Consider the following 18,526-nt stretch of genomic DNA (forward strand, 5'->3'; position numbering starts at 1 on the left):
CCAATGCCCTGATATGTGGCAAAAAACACAGCTAATTGTTATCAAAATAATGTCGCTTGGCTATATCGGGCATATGCGCACATTAAGCTCCCAGGGAATATGTTGGCTTATCCGGGGAAAGGAAGGGCATCGGGCCGAGTGGGGCGGTGACACCCGTAAAATTGGTGAAATTGCAGACGATCTGCCATTTATCGCAAACGGACAGGTTGGCTGGAAAGGGAAAAAAGCCAATATGGAGATCGGGGAAACATCCGTGATCATAACGCGAACAGCAAAACCAAAGCGGAAAGACAAGAACACCGGACGGCGAGTGAAAGTTCAGCCAGGCGTAGCTCTGACACTCAGATTAGTTGTGGTTCGCCTTACCGATACTCACGGTAAATTTATCGGACGCTGGACGCTGCTCACAAACGTTAGCAACGAGATCACCAGCGCGGAAGTCGCTTGCTGGTATTACTGGCGCTGGGGTATTGAATCCTTTTTTAAGCTGCTGAAAGGTGCCGGTCATGATGTAGAAAAATGGCTTCAGCGCAGTGCTGGTGCCCTGCTACGCAGGTTATTGATAGCTAGCATGGCATGTGTGCTGGTATGGCGGCTGCAACGCGCTGAAGGAGACGACAATGCGGCAGCCCGTCAGTTAATTTGCCGATTATCCGGACGACAACAAAAACGAGGGCGTAAAGAAAGCGCCCCAGCGCTGCTTGCCGGACTATCCATCCTGCTAAATATAGCCAACCGACATTATTTTGATAACAGCCAGCTATGCTTTTTTTGCCACATATCAGGGCATTGGGTGTAATCATTTTTAAGTCGGTTGGCTATATGGATGCTTTGACGGCTGATATAGCTAAACGACTTAATTTTGATTACATTATTTAAATGAGCTATTCAATTGATTTTAGAGGTAAAGTGATATCTACACGGGAAGAAGAAGGGTTGAGTATCCGAGAAACAGCGAAGCAATTTCGGATTGGCCCTGCCTCTGTATCGCGTTGGATTAATCAAATAGCGTCAAAAGTATCGACCACGCGTCAGCGAAAGAGCGATAAATCCGAGTTGATAAAAGATGTTGAACCATATCCAGATGCTTACCAAAAAGAACGTGCAGAGCGTTTTGGCGTTTGTCAGAAGGCCATTTGGCCAGCTCTTAAAAAGCTGGGATTGACCTATATAGCCAACCGACTTAAAAATGATTACACCCAATGCCCTGATATGTGGCAAAAAAAGCATAGCTGGCTGTTATCAAAATAATGTCGGTTGGCTATATTTAGCAGGATGGATAGTCCGGCAAGCAGCGCTGGGGCGCTTTCTTTACGCCCTCGTTTTTGTTGTCGTCCGGATAATCGGCAAATTAACTGACGGGCTGCCGCATTGTCGTCTCCTTCAGCGCGTTGCAGCCGCCATACCAGCACACATGCCATGCTAGCTATCAATAACCTGCGTAGCAGGGCACCAGCACTGCGCTGAAGCCATTTTTCTACATCATGACCGGCACCTTTCAGCAGCTTAAAAAAGGATTCAATACCCCAGCGCCAGTAATACCAGCGAGCGACTTCCGCGCTGGTGATCTCGTTGCTAACGTTTGTGAGCAGCGTCCAGCGTCCGATAAATTTACCGTGAGTATCGGTAAGGCGAACCACAACTAATCTGAGTGTCAGAGCTACGCCTGGCTGAACTTTCACTCGCCGTCCGGTGTTTGATGCGCCGCGCGATATTTGAAGCCAAAACGTGCGATAAATGACAAGCTACTTTTGTTTCCAACAGTGCAACGAAATTACACTCTTATTTTTCATCAGAGCCATTTTGGCCTTTTCGAGCATTCCGGTTAACTGGAGGTTTTATGACATCGAGAATTTAGCTAAAATTTTGGCCAAACCAAGTAATTAAAAGGCTCATAGAGAGTGAAAAAAGGTCAGGAATGGCAAAAATAGGCTATATGAGGGTGTCAAAAAATGACCAAGACACCGATTTACAGCGAAAATCGCTCGTTTGTGCAAATTGCGAGCAGATTTTTGAGGATAAAATCAGTGGAAAAACGGACCAGAGACCTGGGTTAAAACGTGCATTAAAATGCCTGAAATCGGGCGATACATTGGTGGTCTGGAAGCTGGACAGGCTGGGTCGTAGCATTAAACATTTGATTACTTTAATATCCAAACTTGAAGATGAAGGTATTCATTTTCATAGTTTGACGGATGCCATTGATACTTCTGCGTCCGCAGGTCGTTTTTTCTTTCATGTGATGAGTGCGTTGGCGCAAATGGAGCGGGAACTGATTGTTGAACGTACTAAAGCGGGTTTAGCAGCCGCAAGAAGCAGAGGACGTATCGGGGGGAGACCTTGCTCATTATCTTCCGCGCAGCAAGAGCAGGCTAAAAAATTACTCGAGTCCGGTCATATAGCTGGGCGACTTTAAAATGATTACAAATAATTGCTCTATATCAGTCAATTTATATTGGATAAAAACATATATTTTTGTAATCAAAATTAAGCCTCCTAGCTATAGTAGAAAACAGCTGGCATTACTGTATGGGGTGTCATTGGCCAGCATTTACAAATATTGTTGGTTTATTGGAAGCGGTTGTACCGATAGGTGTTCCTCTCCCTTGGCCTACCGAAAATGCCCCCGTCGGATGGCTTAAATGCAACGGTGATGCTTTCGATAAAGTGGCCTGTCCTCAGTTGCCTGTCATCTACCCTTCTGGCAGAACGCCAGATTTACGCGGTGAATTTATTCGAGGCTGGGACAATGGACGAGGCGCAGATCCGGGTAGAAAAATATTAACTCATCAGGAGGGCACGGTTATTCCCGGTTTTGATGATAATGATAACGGCGATATTAGTGCCCTCGGTACAGCAGGAGTTGCACTGGGTGATGCACTGACAAGTGGGCAACACGCCAGCATTGATGCACAACAATGGATTGTGCGGGGGCGTTCCGCAAAACGCTATAAATGGTATGCTTATACCTCAGCCCGCCCTCGAAACATAGCCTTTAACTATATCGTGAGGGCGGCATAATACCGTGCCTTATGCATCTTTATCAGGCTGTTGAGGCCAGTCGATATCCGGCGCTTTGCTGATATCCACCTGGTTTAGCAGCACGCGGTATTTCTTCCACGCGACAAGCTTTGCCCTTTCTACCTCCGTGGCCATATCGAGGTCTACCGCATCCTGAAGGGGGGCAATAATGGTGGAGGCACTCTCTCAACCCCCAATGGCATGATAGCAAACCTCCATTGCACGCCCCCGCCCGGAATCACTCCACAGATTCCACTGCACTGAAAACCCTGTTTTTGACAAATTTCTGGCTCTCATCACCCAGCCGTTAATTTTTGGGTCGCCATTTTCTTTCACAAAAAGAAACGGGATTTCGGTAAATACTTTCGGGAAAACAACATCAAGTGGCGCACCATATGTTGAATCCAGACGCCCAAAAATTTCTATCTTCCCGTCCGAAAATTTTCGCCAGTAATACCCTGTACCAGACCCCGTTTCTACGATATCGACTACACCGGTTTTTTTGGGCTGGAAGGTATTCCTCAGGTAAGCGTCCAGCCATTGATTGCCCCACATGCTACCGTAGATATTGCCGTCAGAGGCTATCCTTGCCGCTCCGGCATACACCGAAGAAGGGGCACGAAAACCGCCATCTTTATGAAAAATATAATCGCCGCCGCCATCAATACCGTTATTGATGTGTATTCCATCACCGCCCTTATCTTTCCAGATATAGGCGCACACTTTACCATCAGCATTCGCGAGAATAAAATGCTTACGGTTATCCCCCTTCAGTCCGATTTGGCCACCCTGTGAAATAATGTTGCCATTGACCGTTCCGCCAGTACGTTTATCCAGTGCGTTTTTTGCACAATCTACCGTTTCCGTTAAACCGAGGTTCTTCACAAATTGATTTTTATCTGGGATGTCGGCCCCATTTTCATTTTTTGCCAGCTTCTGGCTCAACAGTTGCGTCACACTTTCGGCAAATTTCGGGTTATTGCTGATCGCTTGCGCCAGCTTGTTCAGCGTATCTAAATCTGATGGCGCATTGTCGACAATGGCATTGACCCGATCATTGACCAGTTTAGGCGTCGCTGCGGTGCTCTCGTCCTGGCTGTAGGTGGCATTACTCAGCTGCACAAACCCTTTCGCCGCCAATGTGGCATCCGGATGGTTGCGCGAATTGGCATGGTCCTCAAGGGCCGCTTGTGTGCCTTCCAGCTGCTGCTTTAGCCAGGCGGTGCGATTGGCCAATTCCCTGGGCGGTCGGTTGGTGATGCCCTCTGGGCCACCCAATACCGGGTCTGAGGTTTCAATCTGATAAATGCCGTCTTCCCATGCTGGGGATTCTTTCAAATAACTCATCTTAGCTGCTCCCATGATTATAAACTCCGTCATACTGGGCGGTGTGGTTATAGCGTAACGGGACGGCGGTGTAATCGAGCGCCGTCAGTTCACAGCGTGCCGGGGCAAACGCCGCCAGCGTCTGGCGTAACAGTGCCGCCTGGTCATTGGTAATAATCTGTTTCAATACCACCCGGTAAAGCGCCCAGCGGCATTCTGCTGGCCAGGTACGGGTCAGGGTTTCCCACAATGCCGCTTCCCCTTCGCTCAGTTCGACTTCCCCAAAGCCCAGACGGCGAATGACTTCACGTACCGCCCAGGGAGTACCTTTATAGCGGTGCAGTTCAATGGCGTTTTTCAGCATCGCCCGGCGGGCATCGTCGGATTCGGCCAGATCCCAGCCATTATCGCCGGTCAGCGACAGTTGTTCGGCCAGCCAGGGTAAGGCACTGGTTTCGGTCATATCCATCAGGTAAACCAGCAGCGGCGTCAGGTCAAGCTGCTGCAATCGGCCCGCTAACATTGCCAGCCACTGAAAGCGGCTATCGTCGGCTAATGGCGGGGGCAGTAAGGTCTCGTGGGCAGGGGTATCGGGTGTGATATCAGTCATTGACCACCCCCACTAACTTCAGGTCGATGTTTTCACACCAGGGCCATTCGTTTTCTTTCACCACCTGCAGGGTCGGTTGTTTAAGCTCGACGCTGTAAACCCCGTTGACCGAGAGGGTGGCCTGTATCTGGCTGGGAACGATATCACGACCCAGCTGTGCGGCCTGCTTGTCCATATAACGCTGGGCGGACTGCTTCACTTCTGCCATGACCTCGGCGCTATCGTAGCCAGCATAAACGCGGATAGCCCCTTCAATCCGGTAAGTCACCTTAACCGGCGAGGCCACCTTGACGGTATCCGTTAATGGGCGCACCTTTTCATCCGCGCATGTGCCGCTGACCAGGGCCAGCAAGGTGTCGGACGGCAGACCGGTTTTGACCAGCGGATAAAGGGCTACCGTCCCCGGTACCGGGCGCATCACCGCCACATCGCGGATATCCTGATGGGCACTCATGGCATGAAAACGGTACGCCTCGCGCGAACCGGCGTTGCTAAATGACGCGGGGGCCAGCCGGATACGCTCACGCAGATGCTCATCCTCTTCCGGATCAGCACCACCGGTACTGGGTTCGGTATTGGTCACGCTCAGGTCAGCATCGTTGATGCCGTCGAGCAAGGTGCTGATTTGCGCCGGTTGCCAGCCGTTGCCGAGTGTGCCGCGCTCGGTACAGGTGGCCGTCACGTTGGCAGTGGTGTCGCTCAGGATGACCGCCTCATCGGTGGCAAAAACAATACTGTCGCGAGCACTGACGCGCGTGCCCGCCGGAATGACCAACGGCGTGGCGGGAGGCTCTTCGAGCTGAAACCGTAGGCGGGTACGGGCTGCCGCAGCCGCCAGGCGGTATACGCCGACCAGTTCACCCAGATAGTCCAGCATCGGGGCACGCGCAAAGGCCACCAGATTCTGCTCGGCAGTATCTTGAATCGCCAGGCGTACCAGCGCCTCACGGTAGGCCATCAGGTTAATCAGCAGCCGTTCATCCTGCGCCGGATAGAGCGTCTTGCCGCTGACTTTTTCATACCAGGCTATCATTTCAGCGGTCAGCGCCGCCGCATCGGTGTTGACAAAGACCGGCTTCTTGTTGGTTAACGCCATGCAACCTCCGTCATCTGCGGCGTGCCGTCCGTTATCGGTTGCCAGCGTACCCGCAGCCAGAGATGTTCTGCTTCAGCACGCGGTTTCACCTCAAGGAGTTGCATCCGTGGCTCCCAGCGGCGCAGCGCGTCGACCGTCTCTCTGACAACATGGGGAATAGCCTGCTCGATGGGCATATCCAGATAGCGGTACAGGTTGCTGCCAAAATCGGGTCGATGCAGGTCTGCACCACAGGGCGTACCCAGTATAATGCGAATGGACTGCTCAATATCAGCCCGTCCTGAAACCCCTTCGCCGGGACGGTTCAGTGCGGGTTGCCAGTAAACGGATGTTGCATAATCATTTTTCATACCTGCAGCATGACACTGGCGGGCAACAGGGGGTATTAAAGCGCGTTAAAGCCTGCAAACGCTTATATCGGCTTGCCGGTCGGCCTGCCCTCATGACCGTTACTGTGCTGATGGTTCTCCAGCGACACCTTCCCAGCCTGGATATCTCCGCTGGCCTTGATATCGCCGTTAATATTAGCGCCACCGTCCCCGGACAGTCCGCCCTGATAAGTCAGTCGCTTTTGCACCGTCAGGTTGCCGGTCGAGAAGGTATCAGGCGCATCGAGTGTGAGCCGTTTACTCGCTTTCACCGTCGCATTTTGCGTCTGAATATGCACAGTGTCCTGGGTGGTCAGTATCAGGGTCTGGAGGGTGCCGCCGACGGCCATCACATGGGTTTTGCGGTCATACTCGACAAAGGTGCCATCGGCAAAGTCGACCCGGCGTTTATCGCGTGACGCAATAGCCGGTTGGTCGACCTGTGAATAGACCGCGCCGAGCACCAGGCCATCATCACCATAAGGGTCAAGTAACAGTTTGACCTGCTCACCGATATCCGGTAGCCAGTAGTCCTTGTTATTCTGTGTGTTGCGCTGCAGCACCTCAAGCCAGGCGGTACGCAGATTATCCAGCTCAGGCAGGCGAACGCGTACCCGAACCGTTTTCTCATCCACCGCACTCACCGTGCCCGTGGTAAATTTTATACCGCTCATCGATTTTTCTCCTGTGCAACGGGCGTTTCTTTTGCCACCACGCCAATGCTGCCGTCGGCTTTTTGGCCGATGACCATAAGACTCTGTGGCTGGCCTTGCCTTTTTTATGCGAATGAGCAATCGGCCCCTGGCCTAACTCCAGTTCGCAGGTATAGCCACTTTGCCGGTTAAGGTCATGCCGTACCGAGGTGACGAGCCACACACCGGACAGCCGACCGAAGTCCGCCAGTTGCACCGTGATACCGGCTTTTAGCCGGGTCTGACCCGGCAGACTGAGATTTGCCGTGCGCTGGTATTCATTGTGGCGGTTAAGCCCGGCACACAGCTTACCGACCGCTTCATCGCGAGTGCGTGCCCGGTTTTGCAGCTGCAGCGTGTCCGCACTGGTGGCGCGCCCTCCCTTGGCAGGGACGGTTTCCTCTGCCACCGTGCCGATGCTGCCATCGGCCAGCACGCCGACAGTGACCAGTTTTTTGGTGCGGGTGTCCTGGTATTTGACCTTGCCTTGTTGATAAATGCGATTCAGCGTATCACGCAGGGTAAAGCGGCTTACTTCAGATGGCGTCAGCGTCAGTAGCGGCGAGGCTTCGCGCAATGTCGCACGATGGGAAAACACCAGCGCCTTATCGGTCACCTTGACAATATAGCCATATTCACGCCCCAGTCGGGTGATAAACGCCAGATCGGTTTCGTTATACTGCGTCACCCGGTCGAGCGCCAAAGGCGCAATCGTACCTTCCAGTCGCAGATGCTGTTTTTTGGCTATCCGGCTGGCGATAGCCCGCAGCGTGGTGGCTTCAAAAGCCCGGTTACTGCGGGTACGCAACGCGTGGGTGACCGGGGCCGATAGCCCCCGTAACCGCACGCTGTCCGGCGGGCCGGAAAATTCCAGCTCATCCAGGGAGAACGTCCCGCACGCCAGCAGCGGTTGAACGGCCAGACCTATCGCCAGCGTCAGGCTGTCGCCTTTGCCCGGATACCAGGCCTCGCGCCAACGACCGTCACTGTCTTCCAGCTCGACTTCAATTTCATCCGATTCCCCGGCCAGCCGGTCGGTAAAGCTCACCAACAGCACATAAGGCGTCACTTCCCGCGAGATATCTTTCTGGTCGTAGTGCAGGGTAAAGGTGGGGATATCTACCGGGGTTATCGTGTCAGACCGGGGGGTTAGCGCAGCCATGGGGGTGTGTTCTCCTCGGTGTCATCCGCGGCAATGACAGGGATAAGCAGCTGCATCCCTGCCGGGAGCGACGCGGTAATGGCCACCTGCGGATTAGCCATAATGAGGCGCCCATAGCCCAGCGGGTCGCCATAATAGTGATGCGCCAGGGTGTCCCAGCGTTCGCCTTCACGGGTGGTATGGATCATGACGGCAGGCGTATCAGCAGACATCATTATCCCCTCCGGCTAATAATACGGCTGGCCAGGCGACTGAGCGGTGCTGACTGATGCTGGTAAACCGTCACGGCATTGCCAACCAGACCGGCGACCGTATCGAGCGCACCGGGCAGATGTTGACTCTCGCCCGGCGCAAGGCCGCGCAGGGTGTCCTGGGCATGGTCTATCATCGTTGCCGCCTCACCGCTCGCCCGCAGGAGCGGGATAGCGTCGGGTAAGGTGCCGGTAAGCTGGCGCAGACAGGGTTGCGATTGCGCCAGTGGGGCGGCCACATCGCCGAGACGGGTCAGTACGCCGGGCACGCGGGTCAGCGCCACCACAGGATTGCTTTTCATCTGGCGCGCCACCCGGATGACGCTGGAGGCGGTCTGTAGTGCCGATTGCGCCTGCCGGGCAAAGCCCACCGCCTGGCGCAGCGTCTGCCCCAGCCCCGACGCGGGCAAGGCCGCCTGCCGGGTCTGATTCAGGTTCGGCAACCCGCCTTTGACGGCAGGGGGGCGGAGCGGCTTTTGCGGGTCGCCGGTATATTCGCGCAGCGTCACCTCAACCGATAGCGCTTGGGCACTGCCCTGCGCGCTGCAGAGCTGGGTACTCAGCGACAGGTCGGTTACCACAAACCAGCCCTTGTAATCGCCGTTACCCAGCACAAAGGCCAGCGCCTGATGGGCACGGCTCGCCGCCTGCAACCGTTGCCACTCACGCGCCGGATCACAGTAACGCTGATGCAGCACCAGGGTCAGATGGTACTCATCCAGTTTTGCCCCGGTAAACTGTAAGCCCGGCTTGTGGCCAATGCGTGCCTGCTCGGCAAAGTCATTGCCAAAAGTTCCGTCCAGGGCATCAAAGCTGGTACCCAGCTGAAAAGGGATATCCCCCAATACGGCAAACATTATTCCAGCCTCCTGCGCTGCTGTTGTTGCAGTACGCGCGCCAGCATCTGCTCCAGTTCGCGCACACCCAGACTCAACGCCTGCTGCACCGCTGAGCCGGGGGGTTGCGACCGACCATCAAGCACAATATTGGGACTGAAATGCACCACGATACCGCCCTGGCCTGTCGTCCCATGTCCACGCGGCCCCGCCCCGTTCGGTACCGAGGGAATGGGAGCGGGTCGCCATCCAGGCAGACCCGGCAGTGCCAGCCCTGAGCCTGCCTGCAACAACGCCGCCAGCCAGTCGCGGGTCGCGCTGCGAGTTTTTGGGGTGGTGCGTCTGATACCGATTGCCGCCCCCTCAACGATATTGTCCCCAAAGCCCATAAAGACCCGAGAGGGGCTATGAATACCCAGCGTCTCGCTAAACCAGTTTTTGATACTGCCGCCAAACTCGTTGATACTCTCTCTCGCCGCGGTCAGCTTGCTGCGAATACCGCTGACCAGCCCCTCAATCAGGTTGCGACCGAAATCGGTAAAATTGGCGGGTAACTCAATAGTAAAATAGCGCATAACCCCCGCGAACGCCTTATAGAACAGCCCCACCGGCGACCAGTTGATAATCAGCGCCGCGACGCCACCGATGCCGCCGGAAAACGCCTGTTTGATATCCGCCCAGCGGGCTTTGCACCAGGCGCTAATGAGCCCCCAGTAGCGATAAATCAGGAAAGCGCCGACAGCAATACCGGTGATCAGCAGCCCAATGGGATTAAGCATCAGTGCCCGACCAATAAACAGCACGGCACGTCCCGCTATCATCAGGCCACGCACCAGTCCGCCGCCGAGCACCGCCCCAAGACGCAACGCGCCGCGTGAGAGTCGGCCCATGAGTCCGGCCAGACGGCGAAGGCTGCCCTGGCTAAAGGTGCTTTGCAATAACACCCATTGACTTCGCAGTGTTACAAAACCTTTCCACACAGACACGAAAGGGGTAGCCAGCAGGTTAAGTCCCATCCGTAACATAAACAAAAAAGACTTAAAGGCGATCAGTCCCGTGACGACACCAGCTATCCCTGTCACTAATTGAGGATTGGCTTTTATCCATGATCCAAGCGCTGTGACGCAGGGCAGTATTTTATCTACCGCAGTAACAATAGCAGGCGTTAATTGTTCACCCAGCGTGATCCCCAGATCGCTACTGGCGATCATCAATTGCTTCATTTTCTCAATGGGCGATGCCAGGCGCTTGGAATAATCCCCCGCCAGCACGTCGGTGTTGGCGGCGTTGAGGGCTCCAGCACGGATAGTGCGGTACTTCTCCATATTGGCCAGCATGGGTCGTACAAACGCCATCACCTGCATATCAGCGAACAGTTCACCCAACCCAAAATTTTGCTGAAGGGCCAATAACGCCTTATCGCGAGCCTTATTGTCCTGCAGCGCCATCGCCGATTTAAATTGTGCCAGGGCTTGCGGACTTTTTTGCGCCAAATAGGTTTGCAGGGTATTCATCATCCCTTCAATCGGCGAAATGCCATACGCTTTTTGCTGCATTAATGACTTTTCAATATCGATATGCACATCGGCAAAGCGTTTTTTTGTTTCTGGGGCATACAGTTTTTCGAGAAAATTATTAAAATTATTCGCCGCTTTATCTGAACTACCCGCCCCAATTTTTGCCACCTGTAAGGCTGCCACCATCTCCGCAACGGCCTCCTCACCCTGGGCTACATTCGCCATTTGTGGGGCTAAATCGGGTAACCACTTCACCTGGTCAGCCATTTCAAACGATCCCGCTTTACCACCATAGGTCATGATGTTCTGTACGGCGGCGAAATCTTTGGCGGCGATGCCCAGCGACTGTTTGGTGGTAAAGGCGGCTTGCGCCCACAGCTCTGCCGGGGTTTTTGTGGCCGTGGCCGCGCGGGCAATACTGGGCAGGTAGGCGCGGAGATCATCTAAATCATCGATATTATTGCCAATCAGTGAGCTGCTTGCTGCCTGTAAATCGTCCTGGGTCTGAGTGTACTGCAGGCTCCAGGCACGAATATCCTTGCACAGTGCGTCGCGGGTTTTCGTGTTAAAGCCCGCCGTGATCGCCATATCGATCATGTTGTCCTGAAAGGACATGTACTTTTTTACTGACGGCTGAACGGCACCATAGGCCGCCCGAGCCATGCCGTAGCTCTCCAGTCCCTGACCGTAGATGTTCATGCGATTATCACGCAAGGCGGTGGCGGTGGCGCGTGTCAGGCGTGCCTGCTGACTTTCCAGTCGGGACAGGGTATGGCCAATGCGGGTCAGTTCACCGTTCAGGCGGCGGGCGGCATCTCCGCCAATGTCGCCGTATCGGCTAACCGCCCGCATCAGCGATGCCTGACGCTGCTGTAGTTGGGTGGTCGCAGAACTTAGCCGTTCCAGTGCACGTTGGGAATTCCCCATAACAGCCCGGAACGTGCCGTGCAGGGCGGCGGAGACGACAACACCAATTGAAAAACCACTCGCCATAAGGGTAAACTCACTAATAATGAATTAAGGAGGGCAACCATGGAAACGCGTCTTAACATCTATAACGGGCTGATCGGTATGGTGGTGGCGGCATGTTACTGTTATGGCCTGTACTGGGTAATAGAGCCCATGGTGGCGAGAAGCGAGTCATGGATAACCATTTTTATGATGTCCGGCATCGCTACAGCGGTGATTGGCCTGGGTTTAGCCCTTCTCGCGTTCTGTTTTGGCCCCTTTATCGCACTGGCTTTTTTCGCCGCTGAAGGTTTTTTTCGCTTTCTTTTTTGGACTGTTCTCCGTACAATTTCACGCTTTATCTGTTCGCCCGCTTCCTTAAGGTAGCCCTCAAATTCCTCTACCGGCAGTCCGTCAATCTCACTGGGCTGCCAGCGAAACCACCTCGCCAGTAACGCCTCCGCCTTACGCAGTTGTCCCGGATACTGTATCCAGCCCCGCAAAGCCGCGAAATCGGCCATGCAATGCCTGGTAATCCGCCAGATCCATCTTGTCCAAATCTTCCGGTAACAGCCCGGTCATGCTGGCAACCAGCAATTCATCCAAATCTGATGGGTCCTGACTTTGCTTGCGTACCTGTTTCATGTCGCGCACGGTCAACCGACGCACGGTGACCTGGGTCAGCATCTCGCCGTTGGCCAGCGGATAGGGAAAACGCAGGGGGTAAGTGTCGTGCATAATAAGCTCCTGGGTTGAGAGGATTTCTTGACCCTGGCAGTCTGTCCCCTGGCGCGGTCAGGGTCTTTTAAACACCATTAAGAATGGTGGGATCACTTTTCGATCGTCGTTGACAATAGCGGCGTGGTAACACCGCTGAAAAGGGATGAGCCGCTAACCACCAATATTAGCCCAGTAGTCTGTCAGCATATCCACCTCGCCGACGCGAAAAATATTCGCCATGTAGTCCAGCTCCAGTAATTCTTCGCCATCCAGTACCTGCTTGATATAGGTGCAGGTAAAGGCGCTGCTTAAATCCGGATCTTCATGCTGTTTGAAGGTGCCCAGCGGGTTCTTTTTAAACATCACCGTCATATAGGTCACCATCGGCACTTCATTGAACCGACCCTGGCTGGCAAACTGCTGGACACTGCAGCGGCACTGCAGCTGATAGGTGCTAAACGGGTTGGCAACCAGCCGGGCGACATCGGCGTAAAAACTGTTCCACCTGATTTCCCCCTCCAGTTTGTCAAAACCGTAGGGCAACTCTATCTTGCCCACCAGACCGAGCGCCTTGCGCTCCTGCATGATGGCCTGTATCTCCGGGCACTTCACCTCTTCGGCTCGCCCCAGCAGATTATTGCCATTAACGTAAATATTGGCATTGCTAATGGCGTTAAGCTGAATTTTACCGGTCATACGCATTCTCCTCGATAACATTAATGCCGCTGACAGCACAGGTCCGCGCATCGCCGCTGTTTTCCTTTATCGCACGCCCGCTTATCACCGCCACCCGGTAGCGCTGACGCAATACCGGGTGTCCACCTCTCCTTATCATGATGCGCTTCCTTTCAGGTTAGCCAGAAACTCGGCGGTAATTTCGGTTTCATAGGTCAGGCGCTCCATCGGCGGGGGTGGAGTATAGGCATAGTTCAGCAACAGATGCCCGGCAGACAACTCCTCTTCTTCATTACGCGCCTTGTCATACCAGCAGCGAAAGCCAAGCAGCGCACCATCGCCTATCAGCTTGCGTCCGTAGGCATTGACCGACTCGCACAGGGCATCAATCAATGCCTGATCCATGGGCCTGTCCAGATATTGCAGACTGAAAAAGCGCAGCGCCTCGTCGAGCATATCGCCGGTGCGCCGCACGTTTTCAAAGTTCTTCATATGGGTGACCGTCGGAAACGCCGCCGTGCGGTTGCCCCATAGCCGCAGACCGGTACCAAAACCGTTAAATACCGTGGTGATGCCGTTTTCATTGAGCTGGTTAACTTCACTTTGGGCATCCCCGAGCTTTGCCGACAGCGCCCGCTCCATGCCAACAATCCCGGCAATCTCCTGATTGGAAGACGACCACCAGAACCCTTTTTCCAGGTCGACTTTCGCCCGCAATCCGGCAGTCCGCTGCGAGAGCGGCTCCAGGCGATTTTTGTTGCTGGCCTTGTCATAGACCAAGGCATGCGGATAGCACAGACGAACACGCTCGGAGGCGGTGTTGAAGTTGATGGTGCCAGACGATCCGCGACCGGCGATAGCCTGCGCAAAGGTGGTGCCAATCGGCGCATCCACATAGGCGATGGCCTTGAGCCTGTCGGCATAGGCCGCCAGCTCGGTGGTGGCCGAGGTCTGGGTACAATAGACTGGTGCAATCAAAATTTTGGCATCATAGCCCAGCAGATTATAAACATCGTCGAGTACCTTGATGCCGCTCCGTCGTCCGGCGGTATCGATACTGCCCAGAATATCTGCCGCCGTGACCTGACCGGTATCCAGATGATCGTAGCTGGCGATACAGGCTTCGCCTGCCGGGATAGCGCCGTTGGCTTGCCGTGTTAGCGTACCGCTCACCGGCTCAAGCCGATAATCCGTCTCTCGCCGATACGTAGTTTGGCTATCAGCACTTTTCAATACCAGTGCGCTCACGTACCCATAGCGAAGGTGGGCACGTTGATGCTGTGCATCAAATTTCAGCTCGCTTTCATCCACGTGCTGGGTGTGCCGTGTTGGATCCAGTACGTTGATAACCACCACCGTACCTGCCCCATGATCGTAAATCGCCCCCAGCGCCTGCGGTATCGTAAAACCGTCGATTTCCGGGCCAAACTGGGCGGCGTCCTTTTCTGACAGGCATTGTATCGGTTGATTCACCGCGCCCGTCGGGGCGGTGCCCATCAGTCCTATCACTGATGATTTGACGGCACGTACCGGACGGGGGCCGCGCTCGACCTCAATGGTTTCCGGGCCGTGTACATAGGGATCGCTCATGCTTTTTCTCCCTCCGTGCCCGGGCTGTCTGTTTTACGCTCGCCCGTCTTCTCTGGCGGCGAGGGGGTATTGGCGGGGCGGGATTTCACCGGACGCGCCGCCGGTTCAAGGTAGACCGGTTGCGCATCCAGGCGCGTCAGATAGCCGAGGCACACCAGTGTCTGGGTGTACTCATGATCTTCCGGCATTTTCACTTCCCGCCCCGGCCAGAGCAGGACTTCCTGCAGCACCTCGCCGGTACGCAGGGTGACGCCACTGGGTGGGCCGTCATAACGAAACAGGGCCATCTTTATTGCTCCTCAGGGTTTATCTGGGTTAACGGGGGATTGTCTTCGGGGCTGTCGTTCTGGATAAAGACCGTCACGGTCTCAACAGTGAGCGCGTATTGCCACAGCCCCTCGATCTGCCCCAAAAAGACCTCCTCGACCAGCCAGATATCACGCTGGCAGTCGGGTGGACGCCAGCCGCCCAGACACTGGCGCACCTGGTCAAGCACCGCCACCGCGCCGTCTTTGCCGTTAAGCTGCCTCACCACCACCGTGGCGGTCAGTCTGACGGTCTGAGGCTGAATAACCACGCCGATATCCTGCGTCTGGCCAAAGCGGGATTTGCCGTAGCTGACCAGCACCGCCCCGTGCGGATGATTCAGGCGGAACTGCTCAGGCCGTTCGGGGAAAAAATCCACATGCAGCCCCGGCAGCTGAAGGCGCAGTCGTTCAACCACCGCGCTCAGTAGGGTACGGGTATCCATCAGTAGCGCTCCAACAGGCCATCAGAGCCACCGAACTGCCGTTCCCGGCTGCGGACACGGTATTCCCCCGGCTCGGGCATATCCTTCTGTGTTGCCTGAATGCCCAGCGTCAGCTTGCCGTCGCGCAGCGCCACCAGGGTTTTCTCGGTAGCGCGGTAGCTTTCCTTGACCGCGTCCGGCAAGTCACCCTCAGGACTGCGGCGATAGAGGGCATGGCACACCAGATTCAGCGCCAAATCCTTAAGGACAGTAGGTAACTGCGTCAGCGGCAGGGTATAGCGCCCGCGCAGATGCGCATCAATCAGCTCGACCGCATACCGGATAGCCTCATTAACCACCGTTTCATTAACCACATCCGGTAGCGCCTGGCCTATCACCATCCCGTCCTGCGTCAGCTCAATCAGCGTCTGGCGGGGAATGACCGCCGCCACCTCATCAGGTGTGCAGTAATCCATCAGATACCTCGCACCATGCGGATAAGCTGACCTTCGGCAGTGGCCGCATCCAGCGCCGCCCCGACCGTCGAGGCCGGTAATGCGCCTTTTTCCAAAGCAGACTCCGGGATAACCCGACCCTGGTCATCGGATTTCAGTAACTCGCCGACACTGATGGCACTACCGGCCTCGACCGCCATAATGCCCAGGACATTGACCGGCACGGCATCGCCTTTTTTGCCTGCGATGTCAGCCACACCGAGTTCGGTACCGCTGCCTTTGAAAACCTTGCCAGATAACCCGACCAGTCGGTGCTGGGTTAACGCCTCGGCGGCAATCATTGTGGTGGTCAGTACCACCTGTTGGGTCACCATGACTCAGGCTCCTTTTACGTTGGTGATAAGATAACCGGCATCACTGCCTACCACTGCCACCTTGTAGATATCGGTGTAACGCACGTTCACCACCTTGCCGCCGACACTGTCGAACTTGTCGACCATCGGCATACCCTGACGGCGGAAGGTGTAACCGAACGACGGCTCGTGTTCATCGGCGCTGTCGCCGCTGGTCTGTGGCCCGGACACGTAATGCAGCATCACGTTGTCCTTCCACAGGTCGGAGACCTTTTTGCCGTCCTCGGCGATCGCCCGTGGCGCGCCGACCAGCACCTTGTCCACCTGGAACAGGTCCTTGAGGATCTCCTCGGTGATGCGCTTGCGCTCATTGGCACCGATGGCAGCCTGCAGCGCCGGGTGGAACCGCAGCAGGGCCATCACGGATGCACCAAGGGTGATCACGTTCGGACGCAGGCCGATGTTCTGGCGAACAACTTCCATGCCACCTTCAATATCCTTGAGGGGGTTGCTGTCCCTGGCTCCCCAACCGGTAGCGGCGGTGAGTTTTTTGACGGCATCCGCCGGGTAGATATTGATGCTCTGCGCCAATTCGGCGGCATACACCTCACGGCGCAGCTCAATGCCATTGGTGGCGCGGCGTGCGGCCTTGGCTTCCTCGTTGAACATCGACTCCGCCCGTTCCCGGTAATCTACGGGAGCGGCCAAATCATGTTCATCCAGCACGATATCCATCGCGTCCTGCTTTTCGCGGATCATGATATTGCTGTCGGCCCCCACGGCGCGCTGGGTTTCATACACCGCGAACACCCCTTTACCAAAGGTCGGCACTTTCGCCCCTTCCTTTTCCATATGGACCACTGGGAACAACTGCTCGCCGATAAAGGACGCGTTCCTGTAACCGCGCCCCACGGTGGTCAGTACCGGGTCAACGACGCGCTTCCCCTTGAGATAATCAGACATACTTTCTCCTTACAGGCAGCGCTTGACCGCCGCTTCATAGCTAATGTTTTCAGACGTCGCCAGGGCCTGCGCTTTCTGGTGCAGGGCCAGTTTGACGGGATCGGCATCGGCAAACTCCACCGACTGCCCCAACGGGTTACCGCGTACCTTGGTCGCCACCTCGCTGAAACTGACCAGCAGCGGGGAGGTTTTCAGCACGTTTCGGAACGCCTCGCCCAGTGGCTGGGTGAGACTACCTTCGCTGAAGGCCACTGGCTGGTCGCCACGTTCAACCGCATCCAGCAGCGCCACCACCACATTTTTGGCGGCAGGAGTCAGACGCCCTTCGCTGACCAGACCATCGGCAAAGGCGGCATTCATTTCATGGCGCTGACGTTGTTGGGCCTGACTGTCGGCCTGACGACGTGCCTCAAGTTGACGCTTCAGTTCAGCGTTCTCCTGCGCCAGGCGCAGGGTTTCTTTCTCATCCACGGTGTTGTCCTCAGTGGTGGGGGGAATTGATGATGTAGGGGATGCTGGGGCGGTAGCCGTGCTTTCGGTGAAAGCCGGACGCACGCTGTCGTTTTCCTGGCCTGTATCACGCAGCGCGTCGATTTGCCACACGGGGAGCGCCGCATCGGTCGCTTCACGGCCAAATTTCTCAATCAAAAAGTCACGCAGCCGGGCGAACAGTGAAGCACTGGTTGTACTGCCCCAGTCGGCAAACTCGACCACGCCCTCTTCGGCTTCACTGAATGCGGCAGGCCTGAGCCCCTTAATCGCGGGCGGCTGTGCGCCGAGAAAGCCGATATGGCGCAAATACCAGTTACCGGGCTTCGGATTGCCGGGCGCATCGGGGGAGTAAAAACAGGCAGAAATGTTCTTGTAGCGTTTTTGCGCCACCAGTTCGGCAAAGGCCGGGTCGACGTCCTTGGGTTCAGCCAGCACATCCGTACCCTGTGCCATCAGGCTTTTTACCCAGCCGTAGGCAGGGGCGTCGAGCGCAGGATGCCCGACCACGATAGGCGCATCGTACAGCGCCGGATCGTAAGCCTGCACCATCGCCGCGACCGCCGCTTCGCTAAACTGGATCCGGTTGCCGTGCATATCGGTATGCGTGCCCGCTTTAAAAATATGGAGTGTGCTCATGTCCCCTCCGGTCAATAGACAGGGGAACAGTGTGGCGAGTAAAAACAGGGCAGGCTTTTAAAGGGGTTTAAGAATGTACGGATAA

At 55.5% G+C, this 18,526-nt stretch carries 25 protein-coding genes and 1 pseudogene; 5 read left to right on the top strand and 21 right to left on the bottom strand.

What is annotated here, in order from left to right:
- The first annotated feature begins 13 nt into the window (after positions 1-13).
- Both ACD630_RS13410 and ACD630_RS13415 read left to right on the top strand, forming a co-directional pair.
- Positions 14-799, top strand: coding sequence for a hypothetical protein (locus tag ACD630_RS13410; RefSeq protein WP_430359331.1), 786 nt, complete (start codon positions 14-16; stop codon positions 797-799).
- A gap of 80 nt (positions 800-879) precedes the next feature.
- Positions 880-1,251: an IS630 transposase-related protein gene (locus tag ACD630_RS13415; RefSeq protein ID WP_430359332.1), complete on the top strand. Its 372-nt coding sequence runs from the start codon at positions 880-882 to the stop codon at positions 1,249-1,251.
- Here the strand turns inward: ACD630_RS13415 and ACD630_RS13420 are convergent.
- Entirely contained in the window at positions 1,194-1,682 is a 489-nt protein-coding gene (locus ACD630_RS13420; RefSeq protein WP_430359333.1) for a hypothetical protein, read from the bottom strand. The genes ACD630_RS13415 and ACD630_RS13420 overlap by 58 nt on opposite strands.
- 236 nt (positions 1,683-1,918) lie before the next feature.
- Here ACD630_RS13420 and ACD630_RS13425 point away from each other — a divergent pair, with 236 nt between their 5' ends.
- Positions 1,919-2,416, top strand: coding sequence for a recombinase family protein (locus tag ACD630_RS13425; protein ID WP_430359334.1), 498 nt, complete (start codon positions 1,919-1,921; stop codon positions 2,414-2,416).
- A 113-nt stretch (positions 2,417-2,529) separates the two neighbouring features.
- Positions 2,530-3,021, top strand: coding sequence for a phage tail protein (locus ACD630_RS13430; RefSeq protein WP_430359335.1), 492 nt, complete (start codon positions 2,530-2,532; stop codon positions 3,019-3,021).
- 9 nt (positions 3,022-3,030) lie between these two features.
- Here ACD630_RS13430 and ACD630_RS13435 read toward each other — a convergent pair.
- The 10 genes and pseudogenes from ACD630_RS13435 to ACD630_RS13480 form a co-directional block, all read right to left on the bottom strand.
- Positions 3,031-3,201, bottom strand: a pseudogene (locus tag ACD630_RS13435) (tail fiber assembly protein); the annotation flags it as partial.
- 6 nt (positions 3,202-3,207) lie between these two features.
- Positions 3,208-4,383, bottom strand: a complete 1,176-nt coding sequence (locus tag ACD630_RS13440; protein ID WP_430359336.1) for a tail fiber protein — start codon at positions 4,381-4,383, stop codon at positions 3,208-3,210.
- Positions 4,370-4,957: a phage tail protein I gene (locus tag ACD630_RS13445; RefSeq protein ID WP_430359337.1), complete on the bottom strand. Its 588-nt coding sequence runs from the start codon at positions 4,955-4,957 to the stop codon at positions 4,370-4,372. The genes ACD630_RS13440 and ACD630_RS13445 overlap by 14 nt, the downstream gene beginning before the upstream one ends.
- Positions 4,950-6,053 carry a baseplate assembly protein gene (locus tag ACD630_RS13450; RefSeq protein ID WP_430358199.1) on the bottom strand — a complete coding sequence of 368 codons (1,104 nt, stop codon included), beginning with the start codon at positions 6,051-6,053 and terminating at the stop codon, positions 4,950-4,952. The genes ACD630_RS13445 and ACD630_RS13450 overlap by 8 nt, the downstream gene beginning before the upstream one ends.
- The gene (locus tag ACD630_RS13455; protein ID WP_430358200.1) at positions 6,044-6,403 is read right to left on the bottom strand and encodes a GPW/gp25 family protein; all 360 of its coding nucleotides are present in this window, start codon (positions 6,401-6,403) and stop codon (positions 6,044-6,046) included. Before ACD630_RS13455 ends, ACD630_RS13450 begins: the two co-directional genes overlap by 10 nt.
- Positions 6,404-6,465: 62 nt before the next feature.
- Positions 6,466-7,095 (bottom strand): phage baseplate assembly protein V, encoded by a 630-nt coding sequence (locus ACD630_RS13460; protein WP_430358201.1) that lies wholly within the window; start codon positions 7,093-7,095, stop codon positions 6,466-6,468.
- The gene (locus ACD630_RS13465) at positions 7,049-8,275 is read right to left on the bottom strand and encodes a phage late control D family protein (protein ID WP_430358202.1); all 1,227 of its coding nucleotides are present in this window, start codon (positions 8,273-8,275) and stop codon (positions 7,049-7,051) included. Before ACD630_RS13465 ends, ACD630_RS13460 begins: the two co-directional genes overlap by 47 nt.
- Positions 8,263-8,490, bottom strand: coding sequence for a tail protein X (locus ACD630_RS13470; RefSeq protein WP_430358203.1), 228 nt, complete (start codon positions 8,488-8,490; stop codon positions 8,263-8,265). The genes ACD630_RS13465 and ACD630_RS13470 overlap by 13 nt, the downstream gene beginning before the upstream one ends.
- On the bottom strand, positions 8,490-9,383 hold the full coding sequence (locus ACD630_RS13475; RefSeq protein ID WP_430358204.1) for a phage tail protein: 894 nt from the start codon (positions 9,381-9,383) through the stop codon (positions 8,490-8,492). The genes ACD630_RS13470 and ACD630_RS13475 overlap by 1 nt, the downstream gene beginning before the upstream one ends.
- On the bottom strand, positions 9,383-11,872 hold the full coding sequence (locus ACD630_RS13480; RefSeq protein WP_430358205.1) for a phage tail tape measure protein: 2,490 nt from the start codon (positions 11,870-11,872) through the stop codon (positions 9,383-9,385). The genes ACD630_RS13475 and ACD630_RS13480 overlap by 1 nt, the downstream gene beginning before the upstream one ends.
- Before the next feature lie 39 nt (positions 11,873-11,911).
- On the opposite strand from ACD630_RS13480, the gene ACD630_RS13485 reads away from it, so the two are divergent.
- Positions 11,912-12,214 (top strand): hypothetical protein, encoded by a 303-nt coding sequence (locus tag ACD630_RS13485; RefSeq protein WP_430358206.1) that lies wholly within the window; start codon positions 11,912-11,914, stop codon positions 12,212-12,214.
- A gap of 78 nt (positions 12,215-12,292) precedes the next feature.
- Here the strand turns inward: ACD630_RS13485 and ACD630_RS13490 are convergent, their stop codons facing one another.
- From ACD630_RS13490 to ACD630_RS13535, 10 genes are all read right to left on the bottom strand, one after another.
- Complete coding sequence (locus tag ACD630_RS13490; RefSeq protein WP_010615536.1) at positions 12,293-12,565, bottom strand: phage tail assembly protein; 273 nt, start codon at positions 12,563-12,565, stop codon at positions 12,293-12,295.
- Positions 12,566-12,718: 153 nt separating this feature from the next.
- Positions 12,719-13,243 (bottom strand): phage major tail tube protein, encoded by a 525-nt coding sequence (locus ACD630_RS13495; RefSeq protein WP_430358207.1) that lies wholly within the window; start codon positions 13,241-13,243, stop codon positions 12,719-12,721.
- Positions 13,233-13,382, bottom strand: coding sequence for a hypothetical protein (locus ACD630_RS13500; protein WP_430358208.1), 150 nt, complete (start codon positions 13,380-13,382; stop codon positions 13,233-13,235). The genes ACD630_RS13495 and ACD630_RS13500 overlap by 11 nt, the downstream gene beginning before the upstream one ends.
- On the bottom strand, positions 13,379-14,812 hold the full coding sequence (locus ACD630_RS13505) for a phage tail sheath subtilisin-like domain-containing protein (RefSeq protein ID WP_430358209.1): 1,434 nt from the start codon (positions 14,810-14,812) through the stop codon (positions 13,379-13,381). Before ACD630_RS13505 ends, ACD630_RS13500 begins: the two co-directional genes overlap by 4 nt.
- Complete coding sequence (locus tag ACD630_RS13510; RefSeq protein ID WP_430358210.1) at positions 14,809-15,099, bottom strand: hypothetical protein; 291 nt, start codon at positions 15,097-15,099, stop codon at positions 14,809-14,811. Before ACD630_RS13510 ends, ACD630_RS13505 begins: the two co-directional genes overlap by 4 nt.
- A 2-nt stretch (positions 15,100-15,101) precedes the next feature.
- Positions 15,102-15,563 carry a Gp37 family protein gene (locus tag ACD630_RS13515; protein ID WP_430358211.1) on the bottom strand — a complete coding sequence of 154 codons (462 nt, stop codon included), beginning with the start codon at positions 15,561-15,563 and terminating at the stop codon, positions 15,102-15,104.
- Complete coding sequence (locus tag ACD630_RS13520) at positions 15,563-16,018, bottom strand: gp436 family protein (RefSeq protein ID WP_430358212.1); 456 nt, start codon at positions 16,016-16,018, stop codon at positions 15,563-15,565. The genes ACD630_RS13515 and ACD630_RS13520 overlap by 1 nt, the downstream gene beginning before the upstream one ends.
- Positions 16,018-16,371: a capsid cement protein gene (locus tag ACD630_RS13525; protein ID WP_430358213.1), complete on the bottom strand. Its 354-nt coding sequence runs from the start codon at positions 16,369-16,371 to the stop codon at positions 16,018-16,020. The genes ACD630_RS13520 and ACD630_RS13525 overlap by 1 nt, the downstream gene beginning before the upstream one ends.
- Positions 16,372-16,374: 3 nt before the next feature.
- A complete protein-coding gene (locus ACD630_RS13530) occupies positions 16,375-17,313 on the bottom strand; it encodes a hypothetical protein (protein WP_430358214.1) in 939 nt (312 codons plus the stop codon).
- A 9-nt stretch (positions 17,314-17,322) separates the two neighbouring features.
- Positions 17,323-18,441 (bottom strand): peptidase, encoded by a 1,119-nt coding sequence (locus tag ACD630_RS13535; protein WP_430359338.1) that lies wholly within the window; start codon positions 18,439-18,441, stop codon positions 17,323-17,325.
- Positions 18,442-18,526: the final 85 nt, after the last annotated feature.

The sequence above is a fragment of the Symbiopectobacterium sp. RP genome, from assembly GCF_050472005.1.
Classification (GTDB): Bacteria; Pseudomonadota; Gammaproteobacteria; order Enterobacterales; family Enterobacteriaceae; genus Symbiopectobacterium.

Bases quoted from the DNA above. Each gene is read 5' to 3' on its own strand.
- ACD630_RS13410 (WP_430359331.1), top strand. From the start codon at position 14: ATGTGGCAAAAAACACAGCTAATTGTTATCAAAATAATGTCGCTTGGC.
- ACD630_RS13415 (WP_430359332.1), top strand. From the start codon at position 880: ATGAGCTATTCAATTGATTTTAGAGGTAAAGTGATATCTACACGGGAA.
- ACD630_RS13425 (WP_430359334.1), top strand. From the start codon at position 1,919: ATGGCAAAAATAGGCTATATGAGGGTGTCAAAAAATGACCAAGACACC.
- ACD630_RS13430 (WP_430359335.1), top strand. From the start codon at position 2,530: ATGGGGTGTCATTGGCCAGCATTTACAAATATTGTTGGTTTATTGGAA.
- ACD630_RS13440 (WP_430359336.1), bottom strand. From the start codon at position 4,383: ATGGGAGCAGCTAAGATGAGTTATTTGAAAGAATCCCCAGCATGGGAA.
- ACD630_RS13445 (WP_430359337.1), bottom strand. From the start codon at position 4,957: ATGACTGATATCACACCCGATACCCCTGCCCACGAGACCTTACTGCCC.
- ACD630_RS13450 (WP_430358199.1), bottom strand. From the start codon at position 6,053: ATGGCGTTAACCAACAAGAAGCCGGTCTTTGTCAACACCGATGCGGCG.
- ACD630_RS13455 (WP_430358200.1), bottom strand. From the start codon at position 6,403: ATGAAAAATGATTATGCAACATCCGTTTACTGGCAACCCGCACTGAAC.
- ACD630_RS13460 (WP_430358201.1), bottom strand. From the start codon at position 7,095: ATGAGCGGTATAAAATTTACCACGGGCACGGTGAGTGCGGTGGATGAG.
- ACD630_RS13465 (WP_430358202.1), bottom strand. From the start codon at position 8,275: ATGGCTGCGCTAACCCCCCGGTCTGACACGATAACCCCGGTAGATATC.
- ACD630_RS13470 (WP_430358203.1), bottom strand. From the start codon at position 8,490: ATGATGTCTGCTGATACGCCTGCCGTCATGATCCATACCACCCGTGAA.
- ACD630_RS13475 (WP_430358204.1), bottom strand. From the start codon at position 9,383: ATGTTTGCCGTATTGGGGGATATCCCTTTTCAGCTGGGTACCAGCTTT.
- ACD630_RS13480 (WP_430358205.1), bottom strand. From the start codon at position 11,872: ATGGCGAGTGGTTTTTCAATTGGTGTTGTCGTCTCCGCCGCCCTGCAC.
- ACD630_RS13485 (WP_430358206.1), top strand. From the start codon at position 11,912: ATGGAAACGCGTCTTAACATCTATAACGGGCTGATCGGTATGGTGGTG.
- ACD630_RS13490 (WP_010615536.1), bottom strand. From the start codon at position 12,565: ATGCACGACACTTACCCCCTGCGTTTTCCCTATCCGCTGGCCAACGGC.
- ACD630_RS13495 (WP_430358207.1), bottom strand. From the start codon at position 13,243: ATGACCGGTAAAATTCAGCTTAACGCCATTAGCAATGCCAATATTTAC.
- ACD630_RS13500 (WP_430358208.1), bottom strand. From the start codon at position 13,382: ATGATAAGGAGAGGTGGACACCCGGTATTGCGTCAGCGCTACCGGGTG.
- ACD630_RS13505 (WP_430358209.1), bottom strand. From the start codon at position 14,812: ATGAGCGATCCCTATGTACACGGCCCGGAAACCATTGAGGTCGAGCGC.
- ACD630_RS13510 (WP_430358210.1), bottom strand. From the start codon at position 15,099: ATGGCCCTGTTTCGTTATGACGGCCCACCCAGTGGCGTCACCCTGCGT.
- ACD630_RS13515 (WP_430358211.1), bottom strand. From the start codon at position 15,563: ATGGATACCCGTACCCTACTGAGCGCGGTGGTTGAACGACTGCGCCTT.
- ACD630_RS13520 (WP_430358212.1), bottom strand. From the start codon at position 16,018: ATGGATTACTGCACACCTGATGAGGTGGCGGCGGTCATTCCCCGCCAG.
- ACD630_RS13525 (WP_430358213.1), bottom strand. From the start codon at position 16,371: ATGGTGACCCAACAGGTGGTACTGACCACCACAATGATTGCCGCCGAG.
- ACD630_RS13530 (WP_430358214.1), bottom strand. From the start codon at position 17,313: ATGTCTGATTATCTCAAGGGGAAGCGCGTCGTTGACCCGGTACTGACC.
- ACD630_RS13535 (WP_430359338.1), bottom strand. From the start codon at position 18,441: ATGAGCACACTCCATATTTTTAAAGCGGGCACGCATACCGATATGCAC.